The 19,506-nt window shown below is 59.4% G+C and carries 15 protein-coding genes; 10 read left to right on the top strand and 5 right to left on the bottom strand.

Annotated features, from left to right (window positions below):
• The first annotated feature begins 30 nt into the window (after positions 1–30).
• On the top strand, positions 31–1,425 hold the full coding sequence (lpdA, locus tag ACR0MV_RS04050) for a dihydrolipoyl dehydrogenase (protein WP_480701060.1): 1,395 nt from the start codon (positions 31–33) through the stop codon (positions 1,423–1,425).
• A gap of 133 nt (positions 1,426–1,558) precedes the next feature.
• Here lpdA and ACR0MV_RS04045 read toward each other — a convergent pair whose 3' ends face one another.
• Positions 1,559–2,944 carry a dipeptidase gene (locus ACR0MV_RS04045; protein ID WP_480701059.1) on the bottom strand — a complete coding sequence of 462 codons (1,386 nt, stop codon included), beginning with the start codon at positions 2,942–2,944 and terminating at the stop codon, positions 1,559–1,561.
• Between the two features lie 334 nt (positions 2,945–3,278).
• Between ACR0MV_RS04045 and hemA the strand changes: the two genes are divergently transcribed.
• From hemA to ispG, 3 genes are all read left to right on the top strand, one after another.
• Entirely contained in the window at positions 3,279–4,502 is a 1,224-nt protein-coding gene (gene hemA / locus ACR0MV_RS04040; RefSeq protein ID WP_480701058.1) for a 5-aminolevulinate synthase, read from the top strand.
• A gap of 129 nt (positions 4,503–4,631) precedes the next feature.
• Positions 4,632–5,846: a helix-turn-helix domain-containing protein gene (locus ACR0MV_RS04035; protein WP_480701057.1), complete on the top strand. Its 1,215-nt coding sequence runs from the start codon at positions 4,632–4,634 to the stop codon at positions 5,844–5,846.
• 70 nt (positions 5,847–5,916) lie between these two features.
• A complete protein-coding gene (gene ispG / locus ACR0MV_RS04030; protein ID WP_170427925.1) occupies positions 5,917–7,038 on the top strand; it encodes a flavodoxin-dependent (E)-4-hydroxy-3-methylbut-2-enyl-diphosphate synthase in 1,122 nt (373 codons plus the stop codon).
• Between the two features lie 7 nt (positions 7,039–7,045).
• Here ispG and ACR0MV_RS04025 read toward each other — a convergent pair whose 3' ends face one another.
• The 3 genes from ACR0MV_RS04025 to ACR0MV_RS04015 form a co-directional block, all read right to left on the bottom strand.
• Positions 7,046–7,621, bottom strand: a complete 576-nt coding sequence (locus ACR0MV_RS04025; protein ID WP_480701056.1) for a Rieske (2Fe-2S) protein — start codon at positions 7,619–7,621, stop codon at positions 7,046–7,048.
• A gap of 170 nt (positions 7,622–7,791) precedes the next feature.
• Positions 7,792–8,550, bottom strand: a complete 759-nt coding sequence (locus ACR0MV_RS04020; protein ID WP_480701055.1) for a DsbA family protein — start codon at positions 8,548–8,550, stop codon at positions 7,792–7,794.
• Positions 8,547–9,929 (bottom strand): M48 family metalloprotease, encoded by a 1,383-nt coding sequence (locus ACR0MV_RS04015; protein WP_170468521.1) that lies wholly within the window; start codon positions 9,927–9,929, stop codon positions 8,547–8,549. Before ACR0MV_RS04015 ends, ACR0MV_RS04020 begins: the two co-directional genes overlap by 4 nt.
• Here ACR0MV_RS04015 and ACR0MV_RS04010 point away from each other — a divergent pair.
• The 6 genes from ACR0MV_RS04010 to ACR0MV_RS03985 all read left to right on the top strand — a co-directional run bounded on the left by ACR0MV_RS04010 (position 9,928) and on the right by ACR0MV_RS03985 (position 18,580).
• Positions 9,928–11,091, top strand: a complete 1,164-nt coding sequence (locus ACR0MV_RS04010; protein WP_480701054.1) for a pyridoxal phosphate-dependent aminotransferase — start codon at positions 9,928–9,930, stop codon at positions 11,089–11,091. The two genes, ACR0MV_RS04015 and ACR0MV_RS04010, sit on opposite strands and share 2 nt — an antisense overlap.
• A gap of 66 nt (positions 11,092–11,157) precedes the next feature.
• Positions 11,158–12,378 (top strand): N-acetylmuramoyl-L-alanine amidase, encoded by a 1,221-nt coding sequence (locus tag ACR0MV_RS04005; protein ID WP_480701053.1) that lies wholly within the window; start codon positions 11,158–11,160, stop codon positions 12,376–12,378.
• A gap of 95 nt (positions 12,379–12,473) precedes the next feature.
• Entirely contained in the window at positions 12,474–14,960 is a 2,487-nt protein-coding gene (locus ACR0MV_RS04000) for a penicillin-binding protein 1A (protein WP_480701052.1), read from the top strand.
• Between the two features lie 90 nt (positions 14,961–15,050).
• Positions 15,051–16,178 (top strand): peptide chain release factor 2, encoded by a 1,128-nt coding sequence (gene prfB, locus ACR0MV_RS03995; protein ID WP_170427903.1) that lies wholly within the window; start codon positions 15,051–15,053, stop codon positions 16,176–16,178.
• Between the two features lie 182 nt (positions 16,179–16,360).
• Positions 16,361–17,755, top strand: coding sequence for an amidase (locus tag ACR0MV_RS03990; protein WP_480701242.1), 1,395 nt, complete (start codon positions 16,361–16,363; stop codon positions 17,753–17,755).
• A gap of 33 nt (positions 17,756–17,788) precedes the next feature.
• Complete coding sequence (locus ACR0MV_RS03985; RefSeq protein ID WP_480701051.1) at positions 17,789–18,580, top strand: DUF2189 domain-containing protein; 792 nt, start codon at positions 17,789–17,791, stop codon at positions 18,578–18,580.
• On the opposite strand, the gene ACR0MV_RS03980 is transcribed toward ACR0MV_RS03985, so the two are convergent.
• The gene (locus tag ACR0MV_RS03980) at positions 18,577–19,317 is read right to left on the bottom strand and encodes a helix-turn-helix domain-containing protein (RefSeq protein WP_170427897.1); all 741 of its coding nucleotides are present in this window, start codon (positions 19,315–19,317) and stop codon (positions 18,577–18,579) included. The genes ACR0MV_RS03985 and ACR0MV_RS03980 overlap by 4 nt on opposite strands.
• Positions 19,318–19,506: the final 189 nt, after the last annotated feature.

Here is a 19,506-nt window from a genome sequence, read left to right as displayed (position 1 = left end):
TTCTGAATCGACCTGCGCCGAGAGGGAAACATGGCTGCACAATCTTTTGATCTGATCGTAATTGGCGCCGGTCCGGGCGGTTATGTGGCTGCAATTCGCGCCGCGCAACTGGGACTGAAAACAGCCGTTGTCGAACGCGAGCATCTGGGCGGTATCTGCCTGAACTGGGGGTGCATCCCGACTAAGGCACTGTTGCGGTCGTCCGAAGTGTTCCACCTGATGGAGCGCGCCAAGGATTTCGGCCTGAGCGCCGACAAAATCGGCTATGACCTGGACGCGGTGGTAAAACGCTCGCGCGGGGTCGCCAAGCAGCTGACAAGCGGTGTAGGTCACCTTCTGAAAAAGAACAAAGTCACCGTCATCATGGGTGAGGCGACGATCCCCGCGAAAGGCAAGGTCAGCGTCAAGACCGACAAGGGCAACGAAGAGCTGACGGCCAAGAACATTATCCTCGCTACCGGGGCCCGTGCCCGCGAATTGCCGGGGCTGGAAGCGGATGGCGATCTGGTCTGGACATACAAACATGCGCTTACGCCGCCGCGCATGCCGAACAAACTACTGGTCATCGGGTCAGGCGCAATCGGGATTGAATTCGCCAGCTTCTACAACACGCTTGGTGCGGATACGACCGTTGTCGAGGTCATGGACCGCGTTCTGCCCGTCGAAGACGCTGAAATCAGCGCCTTTGCCAAGAAGGCTTTCACCAAGCAGGGCATGACCATCATGGAAAAGGCGACGGTCAAGCAACTGGACCGCGCCAAGGGCAAGGTCACGGCCCATATCGAAACTGGGGGCAAGGTCGAGAAGCACGAGTTTGATACTGTGATCTCGGCTGTCGGGATCGTCGGGAATGTCGAAAACCTTGGGCTCGAAGCTCTGGGCGTCAAGATCGATCGGACCCACGTGGTTACAGATGAGTATTGCCGCACAGGTGTCGAAGGCCTGTACGCGATAGGCGACATCGCCGGCGCGCCATGGCTGGCGCACAAGGCCAGCCACGAAGGTGTCATGGTCGCCGAACTCATAGCCGGCCAGCACGCGCATCCGGTAAAGCCCGAAAGCATCGCGGGCTGCACCTATTGCCAGCCGCAAGTTGCGTCGGTCGGGTACACCGAAGCAAAGGCCAAAGAGCTGGGCTATGAGGTCAAAGTCGGGAAGTTTCCCTTCATCGGGAACGGCAAGGCGATCGCGCTGGGTGAGCCGGAGGGTCTGATCAAGACCGTGTTCGATGCGAAAACCGGTGAGTTGCTGGGTGCGCACATGATCGGAGCGGAGGTCACGGAATTGATCCAAGGCTATGTCGTTGGCCGCCAGCTGGAAACCACGGAGGAAGACCTGATGAACACAGTCTTCCCGCACCCGACACTGTCAGAAATGATGCATGAAAGTGTTCTGGATGCCTATGGGCGCGTGATCCATATGTAAGAATAGGGGGCTCTGCCCCCGCCGCCCTTCGGGCGTCTCCCCCGAGGTATTTTCAGCCAGATGAAGCAGGGGATCCTTTATTCATCTGGCCTCAAATACCTCGGAGCGCGAGGCAGAGCCTCGCAAAAAGTGTTTACTTGTTCAAAGCGTCCAGAATTCGGGCCCAGGACCGGATGCCCTTGTGGAAACTTTTCACGTCGTACTTTTCGTTGGGCGAGTGGATAGCGTCGTCGTCATTGGCATAGCCAACCAGCATTGAATCCAGGCCGAGGACGGTATCGAAATAACCGACCACCGGAATTGACCCGCCCATACCGGTAAAGACGGCCTCGCGGTCCCATTCATCGGACAGCGCGCCGCGGGCTGCTTCGAATTCGGGACGGTCGAGGTTCATGACGGATGCAGGTGAGCCTTCGAGGTCGTTGTCCCAGACAACTTTTGCGTCCGGAGACAGGCGATCTTCGACGTGTTTACGGATTTTGTCGCGCAGCGCGTCGGGGTCCATATCGCCCACAAGGCGGCAGGTGATTTTGCAGTGTGCCTCGGATGGGATGACCGTCTTTGAGCCAGCACCGTTATAGCCACCCCACAACCCGTTCACCTCAAGCGTCGGGCGTGCCCATTGCTGTTCAAGCGTGGAGTACCCCTTTTCGCCGTGCGGCTGCGTATAGCCGACCGATTTCAGGTATTCAGTCTCGTTGAACCCGCAGTTTTCCCATTGGCGCAATTGTTCGGCAGGTACCTCGTGGACGCCTTCATAGAAGCCGTCGACCGCGACCCGACCGGTTGCGTCGTCATAGAAGGACGCGACGATCTTGGACAACTCGCGCAATGGATTCAGGCCGGGCCCGCCATAGTGACCTGAGTGCAGGTCAATGCGGGGGCCGATTACGGTGAATTCGTCCTTGAGCATACCGCGCAGTTGCGACGCGATAGACGGGACACCGCGCGAAACCATCGAGGTGTCGCAGACCAGTGCCAGATCAGCTTTCAGCTCATTTTTGTTGGCCTCAAGGAATGGGACCAGCGAAGGGGAGCCGGATTCTTCTTCGCCCTCGAAGAAGAATGTGATGCGGCAGGGCAGGGTGCCATGAATCGCTTTCCAAGCCCGGCAGGCCTCGACAAAGGTCATCAACTGGCCCTTGTCGTCGGATGAGCCACGGCCACGGATGACTTGACCGTTTTCAGTGTCTTCCAGCGCCGGGTCAAACGGATCGCGCTTCCAAAGCTCGAGCGGGTCAACCGGCTGCACGTCATAATGGCCATAGAACAGAACATGCGGGCCGTCGCCGTCTTCGCCCACATGGCCAACGACCATCGGGTGCCCGGTTGTCAGCCGCTTTTCAGCGGCGATGCCGATGCTTTGCAGATCGGCGACAAGCCAGTCCGCGGCCTGTTCGACCTGCTCGTTATAGGCGGGGTCGGTTGAGATCGACGGGATGCGCAGAAACTCCATCAGTCGGTCGATGGATGTGGACAGATCGGCGTCGATCCTGCTCAGAACAGCGTCTAGTGACATGAGCGTCTCCTGAATGGTCGTGAATTGCAGCGGAACCTAACAGCACCGGCAGCGCCGTCCAGCCTGTATCGGCAGGAAATCGGTGATAAGATAGGAAACCTGTTTCGGGTCGCAGGGTTGCCTGCGTCGTTTCCTCGCGTCCGATGGCCGTAACTTTACTTGTCGAATGGCGTGATCAGGGATAATTGATGCAGATCAAAGTTGCGACTCCGAGATTGACGCTAGGCACGTTATTCTAGGGGAAGCGACACCGAAGGGGCAGCTAAGCCTGTCATCTGAGGGAACAACGGGTTCGGCAAACAAACGCAAATGCCGGGCGCAGAAGGAGAAACCGGTGGATTATACTGCTCAGCTCGATACAGCGCTAGCCAAGCTGCATGATGAAGGTCGCTACCGGACCTTTATTGATATCGAACGCCGGAATGGTCATTTCCCGCACGCCGTACGCACCCGCCCCGACGGGTCGCAACAGAACATCACTGTTTGGTGTGGCAATGACTATCTTGGGATGGGGCAGCATCCGGTCGTCCTTGAGGCCATGCACGAAGCGGTGGACGCTGCGGGTGCGGGTTCGGGCGGAACCCGTAACATTTCGGGCACGACGGTGTATCACAAGCGTCTCGAGGCCGAGCTGGCCGATCTGCACGGCAAGGAATCTGCCTTGCTGTTCACCAGCGCGTATATTGCCAATGACGCGACGCTCAGCACACTGCCCAAGCTGTTCCCCGGCCTGATCATCTATTCTGACGCGCTGAACCATGCCTCGATGATCGAAGGTGTACGCCGCAATGGTGGTGCCAAGCGGATTTTCCGTCACAATGACGTTGCTCACCTGCGTGAGTTGCTTGAGGCCGACGATCCTGCGGCCCCCAAGCTGATCGCATTCGAATCCGTCTATTCGATGGATGGTGATTTCGGTCAGATCGAAGAGATTTGCGATCTGGCGGATGAGTTTGGCGCTCTGACCTATATCGACGAAGTGCACGCGGTTGGCATGTACGGCCCGCGCGGTGGCGGCGTGACCGAACGTGATCGTCTGGCCCATCGGATCGACATTATCAACGGCACGCTGGCCAAAGCCTATGGGGTCATGGGTGGCTATATCGCGGCAAGCGAGAAAATGTGTGACGCCGTGCGTTCTTATGCGCCGGGCTTCATCTTCACGACTTCTTTGCCGCCTGCTGTGGCGGCCGGTGCGGCGGCTTCGGTTGCCTACCTCAAGAACGCGCCGGAACTGCGCGAGCAGCACCAGACCCAAGCCAAAATCCTCAAGCTGCGCCTGAAAGGGATGGGCTTGCCATTGATCGACCACGGCAGCCACATTGTGCCCGTGATCGTCGGCGACCCGGTGCATACTAAAATTCTCAGCGACCGGCTGTTGGATGACTATGGAATCTACGTTCAGCCGATCAACTTCCCCACCGTGCCGCGCGGTACGGAGCGTCTGCGGTTTACCCCGTCACCGGTCCACGGACCGGGCGAAATGAACCGTTTGATCCAAGCGATGGACGAACTTTGGTCACATTGTGCGCTAAATCGCGCCGAACTTGCAGGTTAACCTCACGCCAAAGTGTGCAATACGCTTGTCGCGTGTTAAGCTTACCCTAACAAAAGGGACGCACGAATCGTTATGGGATCGATTCGTCGTTAGCGTGTAACGCGCAAAAGGCAGAATGGGGCAGCAGGAATGATTGGGCGCAGATCACAGCGCGATTCCGAAGACGACACAGACGTCCGGCCAAAGGGCTTCGACGACTATGAAGTGCGGCTTGGCGACAGAATGCGTGGTGAGCGCGCGACAATGGGCAAGTCCCTTCTGGATGTTCAGCGCGAACTTCGGATTAAGGCTAACTACATTGCTGCCATAGAGGACGCCGATCCGGACGCGTTCGACACACCCGGCTTCATCGCCGGGTATGTGCGTTCTTATGCCCGCTATCTGGGCATGAACCCGGATGAAACTTTCGCGACCTTCTGTGCCGAAAGCGGGTTTGAAGTGGCCCACGGTATGTCCGCCGAGGCATCGGTCGTGCGCAAACCTTCCGGTGCTTTGCCGTCGCGTGGGCCGATGGGGCGCGATCCGTTCATCTCTCCGAACACGCCTTATGTTCCTGGCCGGGAATCTCTGGTCAGCCAGATTGAGCCGCGCGCGATTGGGTCGTCTTTGGTTCTACTGGCCGTGATTTGTGGCATTGGCTACGGCGGTTGGTCGGTGCTGAACCGTATCCAGCAGGTTCAAGTCAGCCCGGTCGAACAGGCGCCTGTCGTTCTGTCCGATCTTGATCCGCTGGACGCTGCCCGTGCTCCGGTCGAACTGGCCGAGGCAGCAGATACCGCTGCGCCGACGCCCGAAGCGTTGGACCGTTTGTATCGTCCGCAGGCACTGGATGTGCCGGTACTCGTCGCCCGTGACGCGCCAATTGCCACATTGGACCCGCGCACCGTTGGCACATTCCGCCCGCCTGAGCCGCCTAAGATCGAAGTGGCCGAAGTGCACACGGTGGAGCGCCCCACCTTGCCCCAGGTCGTCGAGCAGGTGGACACCGCGTTAAGAATCGTAGCCGTTGCGCCGTCCTGGATGCGCATCCGTGCCGCAGATGGCAGCGTGCTGTTCGAAGGCACCTTGGGCACGGTCGAGCAGGGCAGCACGTTTGAAATTCCCCTGACCGAAGAGCCGCCGCAACTGCGCGCTGGTGCGTCAGGCTCTGTCTATTTCTCGATGAACGGCGAGCACTACGGCCCAGTTGGCGAACCGGGTACGGTCACCAAGGGCGTCGTCCTGTCCAAGGACGCGGTTTCCGAGCGTTATGAGGTTGCCGATCTCGAGGCCGAACAGAATAGCGCGCTCAAGCAGTTGGTCGCTGAACTTCAGGCACAGGTCACCGAAGCCCTGGCCGAATGATCTGACCATTGCGATACCCGGGTAGCCGGACTATCTAAGACGCAACTCAGGCAGCTTTGGACCCGTCCTCATGTCCCTCAATCACGTTCGCCCGTGGAAGAACATCTATCGCCGTAAATCCCGCCAGATTATGGTCGGAAACGTTCCCGTCGGGGGCGATGCGCCAATTGCTGTTCAGACAATGACCAACACGCTGACAACGGATGTTGCGGCGACCGTTGCGCAAGTCCAAGCCGCCGCCGAAGCCGGTGCCGACATTGTGCGTGTATCTGTCCCGGATGAGGCGTCGTCGAAAGCCCTGAAAGAGATTGTACGCGAAAGCCCGGTGCCCATCGTGGCGGACATTCATTTCCACTACCGTCGCGGGATCGAGGCCGCCGAGGCAGGTGCCGCCTGCCTGCGGATCAATCCGGGCAACATCGGCAGCGAAGACCGTGTGAAAGAGGTTATTCAGGCCGCACGCGACCACAATTGCTCGATCCGGATCGGTGTGAACGCAGGCAGTCTGGAAAAGCAACTGCTTGAGAAGTACGGCGAACCGTGTCCCGACGCGATGGTCGAAAGCGGGTTGGAGCATATCCGTATCCTGCAGGACAATGACTTCCACGAATATAAGATCAGCGTGAAGGCCAGCGACGTGTTTCTGTCTGCCGCGGCCTACCAAGGAATTGCCGAGGCGACTGACGCGCCGATCCACCTTGGGATAACCGAGGCGGGCGGGCTGGTCTCGGGCACCATCAAATCTGCCATTGGTTTGGGTAATCTGCTGTGGATGGGTATCGGCGACACGATCCGCGTGAGCCTGTCTGCCGATCCGGTCGAAGAGGTGAAGGTCGGCTATGAGATCCTCAAATCCCTTGGCCTGCGCCATCGCGGCGTGAACATCATTTCCTGCCCCTCCTGCGCGCGGCAGGGGTTTGACGTGATCAAAACCGTCGAAGCGCTGGAACAGCGATTGGAGCACATCAAGACACCTATGAGCCTGTCGATCATCGGCTGCGTGGTCAACGGCCCCGGCGAGGCGCTGATGACCGATGTGGGTTTCACAGGCGGCGGGGCCGGGTCGGGCATGGTCTATCTGGCGGGCAAAGCCAGCCACAAGATGTCGAACGATCAGATGATCGAGCACATCGTTGAAGAGGTCGAGAAAAAGGCGGCAGAATTAGACGCGGCGCGTGAGGCGGCGGAGTAAGGGCAGCTTATCTGGTTGTTGGCAGTCCAAAGAGTGAAACTGTTGCGCGTTGCCTGTGCGGGTCGATCGTGCGGGCTGGTGTCTTCAGTTTGGTGTCGGTCGGGCCCTTTTGTGGGCGGCCCCACATATCGTAGTGGACCCCAGCGCAGGGATCAAAGAACCCGTCAAAGTCGCCAGCTTTTGTTTGCACAATGCAGCCAAACCCCGCCGTGCTGATCGGGCTGGCGATGAACCATTCGACGTTGGCGAATACCTCTGGTTCAATCCCCCGCTCAAGCGCGCCAGAGTGTATCGCCTCAGCCCAGTCCTCTAACGGGATCGTAGGGTCAAATTGCTCCAAAGCCCTTGCCATTTCATCCTGATCCCGGCGCCAAATGACAACCGGCTTCCCCCTGAGGTTCAGGATTTTTGCGTCGCCGGGTTCCCAGCTTCCAATCTCGACGGAGGTTGCAGAGTTCGCAGCGCGGACTTTGACGTCCGCCGTGGTGGTTGTGCCGGAGAACAGGTAATACAGTCCGATTGCAAGTGTCAGAACAGCCCAAAAAGCGGTTACGTAGTAAAGGGTTACGCTTTTTGTTTTCATGTCTGCGAGCTCAAATTCGGATCAATCAATCTCTCTATGGTTGAATGGTTATCGAAACACCCCTCCAAAGGAAAGTGCGTTTGGAATTGAAGCACTACGCAGAAGGGCCGGACCGACGATCCGGCCCTAAAGCTATAGATGCGAAGGGGCGGCCTGACCGCCCCGTGCGCTCAGCCTTGTTCCGCCCGAACACCGTTTGCAATTTGCAACATCTGATCCGCGGGCAGGAAGCCGCGCAGCATTTCGGTGCCCAGAACGAAGGACGGCGTGCCAGAGATTTGCATGCGTTGTGCCAAAGCGCGGGTCCGGGTGATTTCGTCGGTCACCTGCTCGCTGTCCATCGCGGTGATGATCGCATCGCTGTCCAGGCCCAGCCCGTCCGAAATGCGGCGCAGGGCGACCTCTGAGGGCTCGCCGGTGAACTCTAGCAGCGCGTCATGAACCTGTTTGTAAGCGTCATCGCCCGCAACATGCTTGGTTGCAACGGCAAAGCGCGAGGACAGGACCGAAGCGTCGCCCAGAATCGGGAACTCTTTGATCACAAGGCGGATATTTCCGTCTTCGGCCAGCAGGCTCGCCACTTCGGGCACGGCGCGGCGGCAATAACCACAGCGATAGTCCATGAACTCGACCAGCGTGATGTCGCCTTCGGGGTTACCGCCTACCCAGCTATAGCCGTCGTTGAACAGCTCTTCCGCGTTGGCGGCGACCAGATCCTTGTCAGCGGCAGCTTCGGCTGCGGCATTGCGCTGTTCAAGAATATTGATTGCCTCGATGATCACTTCGGGGTTTTCCAGCAGGTATTCGCGGACTTGCGCACCAAACTGCTCTCGTTCGGCATCGCTCATGGTGCTCAGGTCCAGGGCCAGCGCGGGGCCGGTGATCAGGGAAAGCCCCAGAAGGGCGGGAGCGGCGTGTCTGAGGATCATTTCCGTTTCCTTTTCTTTTTCTTCGCTTGTTCCGAGGCAATCAGCACATCCTGCGCCCGTTGCCAACCTGGTGAACCTTCGGGCAATTGCCCAACGGCGCGTCTTGCGTGGATGCCTGCATCGGCCAAACGGCCCTGCAGCGCATATCTTTCAGCGGTCACGGCGGAAGCCATCCCGTTGTTTCCGACCCTGGCATAGGCCATGCCAAGATCCTGCATCAGTCGTGCATTGCGATAATCCCGTGCGCGCGCCTTTTCAAGCACATCGAGCGCGGCCTTTGTCTGCCCGTCGGCAAGCAACGCCCGCCCGTAACCTGCCATCAGCAAAGGATCATTCGGCAACATATCAACGGCATGACCATAAGCTTTAACAGCCTCATTCAATTGCCTGTTTTCCAACAGGATTTGCCCCTTTAGTTCGTAGTAGAACGGGTCGTCGGGCCGGATGTCCAGGGCTGCGTCGATTGCGGCGCGTGCGCGGGCTAAATCGCGGTTCTGGTGGTAGGCGGCGGCCTCGCGCATTAGGCGAATGTCCTGCGCGGTCTCTTCTTTTGCGCGGCGCAGTGTCCAGCCGGGCGAACGAAGGAAGGCCGACAGCTTACCCTTAACCCGCGCGAACCAGTAATCGGCGTTTGGGTTGGAAGGGGCCTGATCGCTGAACTCTCCCATAAAAGCCTGTGCGGCGCGCAGGCGCTCGCGACTGGTCGGGTGGGACCGCATATAGGGATCCTGATTTGCGGTGCTCAGCAATTCCTGACCCGCGAATTTCTGGTGCAGGGCCACCATACCGCTGGGTGAGATACCCGCGGCGCGTAAATAGCTGGCCGAGCTGCGATCGGCCGAGGATTCTTCGGCCCGCGTGTGTCCCAAAAAGCTGCGCAGTGCTGCGCCAGAGGTCCCCGCGGCGATGCCGGCCGCGGCCTCGCCACCTCCGGCGGCCGCTACAACAAGGGCGAGCGCAGTGCCCAGTTGCGCGTTACGTTGCGCCGCGCGCAAGTTTTCGATGCGCCGTGCCAGATGGCCGTTGGCGATATGAGCGGCTTCGTGGGCGATCACGGCCTGCAGCATCTCGGGGCTTTCAACGGTCAGGATCAGCCCGTAATTCACGTAGATCGCGTTGTAATCTATGACAAACGCGTTGAATGTGCTGTCGTTGACGACCAGAATTCGCACCCGATTGGTATTCAGACCAGCGGCCCGCAAGATGGGAAAGGCCAGCTCGCGCAGGCCGTGTTCGATGTCTGGGTCGCGGATCAGGCTTTGGGCGTTGGACTGCGACGCGCTGCTCACCCATGTCACTGCAATCAGCAACAGGGCCGGGATTGACGCCAGCCTTGATACGCGTTCAAAAGCCATGGCTGCAACATGGGAGATGGGCATGAGAAACTCAACCCGGTCCGGGGTCGATCCCTTCATCGTGATGGACGTGATGGAGGCCGCGCGTAAGGCCGAAGAAGCTGGGCGCCACATAATCCATATGGAGGTCGGCCAGCCAGGAACCGGTGCACCCAAAGGCGCAACCGAGGCTTTGGCCAAAGCGATGGAGCAAGGTCCGCTGGGCTACACCGTGGCGTTGGGTCTGCCTGAACTGCGGCAACGGATCGCACGGCTTTATGGTGAGTGGTACAACGTCGACCTGAATCCGGAACGCGTGGTGATCACGCCCGGATCGTCAGGCGGGTTCCTGTTGGCCTTCACTGCCTTGTTCGACAGTGGCGACCGTGTCGGGATCGGAGCGCCGGGCTATCCGTCTTATCGGCAGATTTTGAAAGCATTAGGCTTGGTGCCTGTGGACCTGCCAACCGCGCCCGAGAACCGTCTGCAGCCGGTCCCTTCGGATTTCGCCGGGCTTGACCTGCAGGGCCTGATGATCGCATCGCCCGCGAACCCAACCGGAACGATGCTCGATCACGCCGCGATGGGCGCCTTGATCGAGGCAGCACAGGGGCAGGGCGCGTCTTTCATCAGCGATGAGATTTACCATGGTCTGGAATATGAGGCCAAAGCCGTCACCGCGCTGGAATTGACGGACGAGTGCTATGTGATCAACTCGTTCTCAAAGTACTTCTCGATGACCGGTTGGCGTGTTGGCTGGATGGTGGTGCCCGAGGATCAGGTGCGCGTGGTCGAACGGATCGCGCAGAACATGTTCATCTGTGCGCCCCATGCCAGTCAGGTGGCCGCTCTTGCCGCGATGGATTGCGAGGATGAGTTGCAGGCCAATCTGGACGTGTACCGCCGGAACCGCGCGCTGATGCTGGACGGTCTGCCCAAGGCTGGCTTTACCAACATCGCGCCACCAGATGGGGCGTTTTACGTCTACGCTGATGTCTCGGACCTGACCAACGATAGCCGCGCCTTTGCTGCCGAGATTTTGGATAAGGCCGGGGTGGCCGTCACGCCGGGTCTGGATTTCGATCCGAAACGGGGGCATTCCACCCTGCGGTTTTCCTACGCCCGGTCTACGGACGACATTGAAGAGGGCTTGCGGCGACTGAACCGTTTCATGGCCGAGCGCGGCGCGATCACGGAACAAGCCTGAGCCGTTCACAACGCAGCCCAGATGCGCTAGGGTATCGGTCAAACGATCTCGGGAAAACTTGAGGCCATGAGCAGGATCTTCTATGCCATCGCGCTGTTGTGGGCGCTGACGACGGCTGCTGTCGCGCATGATTTCAGCGCGCTGGCGCGAGTTGTGCCGGATGACAGCAGGATTGTCGATGAAGGCCGCGCCGGTGTGCGCATCGATCTTGGCCTCAGCCAAGGCGTGCCGTATCGCGTGTTCACCCTGCGCGATCCGTACCGCATGGTTCTGGATTTTCAGGAGGTCGACTGGACCGGTCTTGACCCCGACACGTTTCTGCAAAGCGATCGCATAAGCGGAGTGCAATTTGGGGCCTATGTCCCGGGCTGGTCGCGGATGGTTCTGGAATTGGGTGCACCCCTGGCCGTCGACAGCGCCGAGTTGCGCATTGATGAGACGTCAGGTGGGGCGCATCTGTCGCTGATCCTGATGGGCACCGATTTCGATACATTTGCCGCAGGGTCCGGCGCACCGCGTCAGCAGGGGTGGGACTTGCCGGAACCTGCGGTGACACCTGCCATGCCGCGTCAAGGTGCGTCCGGCGCATTGCGGGTGATGCTGGACCCCGGCCATGGCGGCATTGATCCGGGGGCCGAAGTGGACGGTTCGGACGAAAAGACCCTGATGCTGACCTTTGCCCGCGAACTTCGGGAACAATTGCTGAGGGCGGGCGGTTTCGAAGTCGTGATGACGCGGGTCGATGATCAATTCGTCTCGTTGGAGCGGCGCATCGCACTGGCGCATCGAGCAGGGGCCGATGTGTTCATCTCGCTGCACGCCGATATCTTGTCCGAAGGCCGGGCGCATGGGGCGGCGGTTTATACATTGTCCAAAGCAGCCTCTGACGTGGCGAGCGACAAGCTGGCCGAACGTCATGACCGGGGGGACCTTATCGCTGGTATCGACCTGAGCGGTGCAGATGATCAGGTGGCCGATGTGCTGCTGGACATCGCACGACAGGAAACAAAACCGCGCACCGATGCGTTGGCCCGCGCATTGGCCGATGGCATGACGCAGCAAGGCGGTCCGATGAACAGCAGGCCGATCCGCACTGCATCTTTCTCGGTTCTCAAGGCCGCCGACATTCCTTCGGTTTTGGTCGAGCTCGGCTTTTTGTCCAGCCCTCGGGACCTGAAAAACATCCGCAACCCGGAATGGCGGATGGGCATGGCGCAGGGCATTGTTGATGGTCTGAAGAAGTGGCGGCAGGAAGACCGGATCAAAAGATCGCTGATTGGACAGTGACCCTGCGGCGTAAACCGGCTATTATTGGCCATCGTGTTTTGACCCGACGCAGGGGCATCACTATATAGGCGGCACCGCGAGCAAAAGGCAGTAACGTGATCCGTTTTATTCTATCGATTTTCGGGGCGATTTTCAGCCTCGTGACCTTGGGTATCTTTATGGCCGCGCTGGTCGTTGGCGCGATCTTCTGGATGTATGGGCGCGATCTGCCCAGCCATGAATCGCTGGCGCAATACAAGCCGCCGACCATCAGCCGGATTTATTCGGGCGAAGGTCAGCTGATCGACGAATTCGCGCAGGAACGCCGCCTGTTCACGCCGTCCGAGGAAATCCCCGATCTGGTGAAGCAGGCCTTTATCTCGGCAGAAGACAAGAACTTCTACACCCATCAGGGCTATGATCCGCGCGGTATCATCGCCGCTGGTGTCGAGGCGGTGAAGTCCAAGGGTGAGAACGTTCGCGGTGCGTCGACCATCACGCAGCAGGTGATGAAGAACTTCTTGTTGTCCGGCGATCGCCGGGCCGAGCGCAAGATCAAGGAAATCATCCTCGCCACCCGGCTTGAGGATACGCTGGACAAGGAACAGATCCTCGAACTTTATATGAACGAGATCTTTCTGGGTCAGAACTCCTATGGTGTGACCGCCGCCGCGCAGACCTATTTCAACAAGACCCTGCAAGAGCTGGAACCGCATGAGGCCGCGACGCTTGCCGCGATGCCCAAGGCACCGTCGGATTATCACCCGGTACGGCAAAAGGACCGTCTGCTGGCGCGCCGGAACTACGTGCTGCGTGAGATGAACCAGAACGGCTATATTGATCAGGCGACATATGAGGCCGAGGTCGAAATGCCGCTGCGCTCGGTCCAGAACGGTGATTTCGAAAGCTTCCGCACGGCATTGCCGCCACGTGATTACTTCACCGACGAAATTCGCCGTCAGCTGAGCGAAGACTTTGGTGAAGGTGAGTTCTTTACCGGCGGCTTTACCGTCCGTGCTTCGGTCGATGAAGAGATGCAGATTGAGGCCGCCAAAGCCCTGCGCACTGCTTTGCAGAAATACGACCGGTCGCGCGGTAAATGGCGCGGCACGGGCGAGGTCATCCCCGAAGATAAGCTGGCCGATGAAACCCAGTGGCGCGAGGCGCTGGCCATCATGGAAATCCCCCGTGACGTAGTACTGCCTACGCAGTGGTATCCGGCCGTTGTGCTGAACGTCGGTGAGCAGCAATTGACAGTGGGCATCGAAGACGGCCCCGCGGACGGCATCGTTCCGCGTTCCGATATCAAATGGATGCAGGGCGATTTCGCAGCGAACTTCAAACGCGGCGACGTTATTCTGGTGATGGCCGGGGAAGAGGGCCAGTGGTCCGCCCGTCAGGTACCAGAAGTTCAGGGCGGCTTTGTTGCGATGGACGTGAATTCGGGCCGTGTTCTGGCGATGCAGGGCGGGTTCTCGTATCAGGACTCAGTGTTCAACCGTGCCACGCAGGCGCAGCGCCAGCCGGGATCCAGTTTTAAGCCATTTGTTTATGCGGCCGCGCTGGATAGCGGCTATAGCCCTGCAACCATCGTTGTTGACGCCCCGATCGAGGTGAACACGCCGCAGGGTCTGTGGCGGCCCAAGAACTCATCGAACAAGTTTTATGGTCCGACGCCGCTGCGTACCGGGATCGAACAGTCGCGGAACCTGATGACGATCCGTCTGGCGCAAGAGGTCACCATGCCCGTTGTTGCAGGCTATGCGGAGCGCTTTGGTGTCTATGACCGCATGGGCGCATTCCTTGCCAACTCGCTGGGGTCCGAAGAGACCACGCTGTACAAAATGGTCGCCGCTTACGCGATGTTCGCCAACGGTGGCGAACGGGTCGATCCCACGCTGGTCGACCGTATTCAGGACCGGTTTGGCAAGACGATCTATCGCCATGATGACCGCCAGTGTCTTGACTGTAACTCAGCTTGGATCGAACCGGATGAGGCACCCACGATTGAGACCAACCGTTCGCAGGTCATGGACGCGATCACCGCGTATCAGCTGACCTCGATGATGAAGGGCGTTGTGGATCGTGGCACGGCCTCGGCCCATATCAACCTGCCGGTTCCGACTGCAGGCAAGACCGGTACGACCAACGAATCTAAGGATGCGTGGTTCATCGGCTTCACTTCGAACATCGTGGCTGGCTGTTACATCGGCTATGACCGTCCGCGTCCGATGGGGCGGGGGGCTTATGGCGGCACGATGTGTGGCCCCGTGTTCCAGAGCTTTATGGAGAAAGCTGTCGAGAAATACGGCGGTGGCCCTTTCGAAGTGCCGGAAGGTGGGCATTTCATCAAGATCGACCGCTTCAGCGGTGCGCGCCTGCCCGAGGATGCAACCGGCGACTATGTCGTGGCCGAATACTTCCGTGACGGCGTCGACGGCTTTATCGATCGCGTCTATGATGGCGGCTTTGCAATGGGGTCGGACTTGCCGCTGTTTGAAGAGGCAAGCTCGGGTCGTCAGGTGACCACCTCGACCGGCAACACGGTCACTGTTGGACCCAATGCCAGCCAGGGCGATCTTTCAACCGGCGGTCTTTACTGACACCTGAACTGTTTCGAGGCTCCGCTGTCTTGTGGAGCCTTGAACCTCTTGCTATCACGCAGGCCTGATTGAGCAAGTTGGGACAAGACCATGCGCGCCGAAACCCAGAATACCGTGGCGGAAATCGAAAAGTCGCTGGAGCTGCTGGCGCAGCGCATGGACTATGAGACCGCACCTCATCGTCTTGAGGAGTTCAATGCGCGAGTCGAGGACCCCAACCTCTGGGACAACCCGGAAAACGCGCAGAAACTGATGCGCGAGCGTCAGATGCTGGTCGACGCCATCGAGACCTATGAATCGATAAAGACCGACCTGAGCGATAATATCGAATTGATCGAACTGGGTGAGATGGAAGAGGACGAAGAGGTTGTCTCGGACGCCGAAGAAGCCATCAAGAAACTCGGTGCCAAGGCCGCCAAGAAAGAGCTTGAAGCGCTGCTGGATGGTGAAGCTGACGGCAATGACACTTTCCTCGAAATCAACTCAGGCGCCGGTGGTACGGAAAGTTGCGACTGGGCCTCGATGCTGGCACGGATGTATGTCCGCTGGGCCGAGAAAAAGGGTTATACGGTCGAGCTGCAATCCGAGACCGCGGGCGAAGAGGCGGGGATCAAGTCTGCTGCCTACAAGATTTCCGGTCACAACGCTTATGGTTGGTTGAAGTCGGAAAGCGGTGTGCACCGGCTGGTACGGATTTCGCCCTATGACTCGGCCGCCAAGCGGCACACCTCGTTCAGCTCGGTCTGGGTCTATCCGGTGGTGGATGACAACATTGAGATCGAGGTGAACCCAGCGGATATTCGTATCGATACCTATCGGTCTTCGGGTGCGGGTGGTCAGCACGTGAACACCACGGACTCGGCAGTGCGGATCACGCACATTCCGACCGGTATCGTCGTGACCAGTTCCGAGAAGTCGCAGCACCAAAACCGTGACATTGCCATGAAGGCGCTGAAATCGCGTCTGTACCAACAGGAACTGGACCGCCGAAACGCTGACATCAACGCGGCGCATGAGGCCAAGGGTGATGCGGGTTGGGGCAACCAGATCCGGTCCTACGTGTTACAGCCGTATCAGATGGTCAAAGATCTACGCACCAACCACGAGACCTCGGACACCAAGGGTGTTCTGGACGGCGATCTCGACGGGTTCATGGCCGCCACGCTGGCGATGGATGTGGCGGGCAAAAGCCGGTCCGAGGCGCAAGGCGACAGCTAAAGGGGGCGCTGCCCCCGTCTCCACAGGCGGAGACTCCCCCGAGGTATTTTTGGCCAGATGAAGCGGATCCTCGCGCTGCGGAGAGCTGCGAAAAGGTATATGTAAAAACACGGGTTTAAATGCGGGATTGCCCCGGCTAGGCTGATTGCGACGGAATGACACGGGACGCAATGGGCCGAGGGATGGATCTGAGCCAGACAACAGCAACCGCCTTGTTGGCGGACCTTTCGGCCCGGCGCCTTTCGGCCTCGGATCTGATGCGGGCGACTCTGGATCGGATTGGGGCAGTGAACGGGTCGTTGAACGCCATTGTCGCGTTGCGCGATGAGGCGGATTTGATGGCCGAGGCGCGGGCGCTGGATGATGGCCCGGTGACGGGTCCGCTGCATGGATTGCCGATTGCGGTCAAGGATCTGGTAAATGTCGCAGGCTTGGTCTCGTCGCAGGGATCGCCGGTGTTTCGGGAATTTATTCCGCAGAAGGATGATCTGATCGCGGCGCGGATGCGGGCGGCGGGGGCCATTCTGATCGGCAAGACCAACACGCCGGAATTCGGGCTGGGCTCGCACACATTCAATCCGGTCTATGGGGCCACACGCAACCCGTATGACCATGCGCGCACCTGCGGTGGGTCGTCGGGTGGTGCGGCGGTTGCATTGGCGACGGGAATGGTGGCGCTGGCGGACGGGTCCGACATGATGGGGAGCCTGCGCAATCCGGCGGCCTGGAACAATGTCTATGGGTTCCGTCCCAGCTGGGGGCGGGTGCCGCCCGAACCCGCAGGCGATGTGTTTCTGCATCAACTTTCGACACTTGGTCCGATGGCGCGCAGCCCCGAGGATCTCGGGGTATTGCTGGACGTGATCTCAGGCGCGGACCCAAGGCACCCTGCGGTCGTTTCTGCCCCGCCGGTGTCGCCGGTTCAGGCGGCGGATCTGACTGGCATGCGAATTGGTTGGCAGGGTGACTGGGGCGGGGCGTTCCCATTTGAAGACGGCATTCTGGCACAGTGCCAAGACGCCTTGTCTGTGTTCTCGCAGTTGGGTGCCGAGGTCGAGGCGGTTGCCCCACCATTCGACGCTGAGGAGATGTTCCAAAGCTGGTCGACGCTGCGATCCTGGAGCGTTTCAGCCGGCCTCGCACCGTTGTCGGATCAAAAGGCGCAGTTGAAGGACACCGCCCAGTGGGAGCTGGACCGGGGGCAGGCCCTGACCGCGATGCAGGTGCATCAGGCGAGCGTTGTCCGTTCGGACTGGTTCCGGCGCGCTGCGACGCTGTTTGAAACATATGATGCGCTGATCCTGCCCTCAGCCCAGGTTTGGCCGTTTGAGGTGCAGGTGCCGTTCCCGAAGCAAATCGCCGGAACGCCGATGGACACCTATCACCGCTGGATGCAGGTCGTCGTGCCGGTCAGTTTGATTGGGCTGCCCTGCCTGTCGGTTCCCACCGGGTTCGGAGCCGACGGCTTACCGATGGGGATGCAGGTCTTTGGACCGCGCGGGGCTGATGGACGTATTTTATCGATCGGGGCCGCGTATCACGCCGCGACGGGGTGGCCGCAGAAACGACCGGCTTGAGAGGAGGCCGGAAAACGGGAGGACAGACAGAAGATGGAGAAACCCTTTGGGGTCCCCGAGATGGGGCCAGCAACGACACAGATGCTGCGCGAGGCGCTGCGCCGGGCATGGGCCGACTTTCGACGCGCCCCGGTGTTTGGCCTGCTGTTTGGCGGGTTCTATGTGCTGGCGGGCTGGGCCATGGCTTGGGTGACGGTGCAGACGCAGACTTCGTACTGGCTGGTGCTGGCGACCATCGGATTTCCGCTGCTAGGGCCATTTGCGGCCGTGGGACTCTATGAGGTATCACACCGGTTAGAGCAGGGAGAGCCGCTTGATTTCGGGTCAATTTTTGGGGTGGTTGTGCAGCAGAGTCGCCGTCAGTTGCCCTCGATCTGTGCGATCATCGTTGTGATCTTCCTGTTCTGGTTCTTCCTGGGGCACATGATTTTCGCGCTGTTCCTGGGGCTGTCGACGATGACCAACGTGTCAACTTCGCTCGAAGTGTTTCTGACGCCGAATGGTCTGACGATGCTGGCCGTCGGCAGTATTGTTGGGGCTCTGTTCGCCATTCTCTTGTTTATGATTACCGTGCTGTCGATCCCAATGTTGCTGGATCGGGAACTGGATTTCGTGACCGCCATGATCGCGAGTTTCAGCTATGTTCAGTCAAACCCAAGGGTAATGTTGGGGTGGGGCCTTTTCGTGGCCGTTCTGACATTTGTGGCGATGATACCGTGGTTTCTGGGTCTGCTGATCGTGCTGCCTTTGCTGGGGCACGCCAGTTGGCACCTTTATCGTCAGATCACAATTGCCGGGGCGGGAAAAAACGACAAGGCAGCCTAGGCCGCACTTTGTTCAAAGCGCTTGGCGGCCCGCGCGGCGGGCAAGGCGGCCTTCGGTTCGGTGCCCAGGAAATTCAATGTGAGCCTGCGCATGGTCGTCGCCTGGGCATTGGTTTTGGACAGGCAGATCGCAACCCCGCGCCACCGTTCGGCGTTTTCGTCCGTTCCCCGCGTCACAAGGTAGATACGGCTGTTCTGCGCGGCTCGGCTGGACATCAGGATGTAGATTTGCTGTCCCGCACAGGCCGCAATTCCCTGAACCTCGCGCCGTGATGGATGCGCCTGTTCCGCGCCGTTGCCGGGTTCATAGCTGCGCACCAGTGTGCATTGCGGCAAACGCCGGGCATGGATCAGCCGGTGCCGTGTCGAGGGCGCGCCGTCCAACCCCGTTTCCGTGACATAGTAAAAGCCCGCCGGCAGGAGGTTTTCGGTCAGCGTCGATGGGCCAGAGCCCAGAAATTCGGTCAGGGCTGATGCTGCCGGGTGGATCGGGGGAAGTTCAATCTCGTCCAGTGGCCGCAGCAGAATGCGCGCGTCGACCTCGAAGAAGCGGCACATGCGATCCAGAACATCGGGGCGCGGAAAGCTTTCACCTGACAGGTATCTGTTGAATTGGGTTCTATTGATGCCCAGCTGGCGGCACAGTTCGGACACGGAAGAGTACTGCCGCGACAACTGCCGAAGATTTGCACCAAACATCCTGCGCAATTCATCAGGACTACGGGTAGAATTGATCATTTCTGTCCCAGGTTCCAGAGTATCGTTCACAAGCGCGACGCAGCTGACCTTTTCGGTCGTTCATGCGTTTCAAATCGTACTGATGACCCTAGCGGACGCATCCCAACGCCAAGCTACGCTCTAAAGCTAACGTAGGGGAGGGTAAACGCAATAGGCTTTAAACCCTTTTGTATGATCTTTAGGAGTTTT

The organism is Ruegeria sp. BC3 (assembly GCF_056539265.1).
The sequence above is the reverse complement of the archived record's forward strand: the minus strand, read 5'-3'. Positions and strand labels throughout refer to the sequence as shown.

Coding starts and splice junctions, on each gene's coding strand:
- lpdA (WP_480701060.1), top strand. CDS start 31: ATGGCTGCACAATCTTTTGATCTGATCGTAATTGGCGCCGGTCCGGGC.
- ACR0MV_RS04045 (WP_480701059.1), bottom strand. CDS start 2,944: ATGTCACTAGACGCTGTTCTGAGCAGGATCGACGCCGATCTGTCCACA.
- ACR0MV_RS04035 (WP_480701057.1), top strand. CDS start 4,632: ATGATTGGGCGCAGATCACAGCGCGATTCCGAAGACGACACAGACGTC.
- ispG (WP_170427925.1), top strand. CDS start 5,917: ATGTCCCTCAATCACGTTCGCCCGTGGAAGAACATCTATCGCCGTAAA.
- ACR0MV_RS04025 (WP_480701056.1), bottom strand. CDS start 7,621: ATGAAAACAAAAAGCGTAACCCTTTACTACGTAACCGCTTTTTGGGCT.
- ACR0MV_RS04020 (WP_480701055.1), bottom strand. CDS start 8,550: ATGATCCTCAGACACGCCGCTCCCGCCCTTCTGGGGCTTTCCCTGATC.
- ACR0MV_RS04010 (WP_480701054.1), top strand. CDS start 9,928: ATGAGAAACTCAACCCGGTCCGGGGTCGATCCCTTCATCGTGATGGAC.
- ACR0MV_RS04015 (WP_170468521.1), bottom strand. CDS start 9,929: ATGCCCATCTCCCATGTTGCAGCCATGGCTTTTGAACGCGTATCAAGG.
- ACR0MV_RS04005 (WP_480701053.1), top strand. CDS start 11,158: ATGAGCAGGATCTTCTATGCCATCGCGCTGTTGTGGGCGCTGACGACG.
- prfB (WP_170427903.1), top strand. CDS start 15,051: ATGCGCGCCGAAACCCAGAATACCGTGGCGGAAATCGAAAAGTCGCTG.
- ACR0MV_RS03990 (WP_480701242.1), top strand. CDS start 16,361: ATGGATCTGAGCCAGACAACAGCAACCGCCTTGTTGGCGGACCTTTCG.
- ACR0MV_RS03985 (WP_480701051.1), top strand. CDS start 17,789: ATGGAGAAACCCTTTGGGGTCCCCGAGATGGGGCCAGCAACGACACAG.
- ACR0MV_RS03980 (WP_170427897.1), bottom strand. CDS start 19,317: ATGATCAATTCTACCCGTAGTCCTGATGAATTGCGCAGGATGTTTGGT.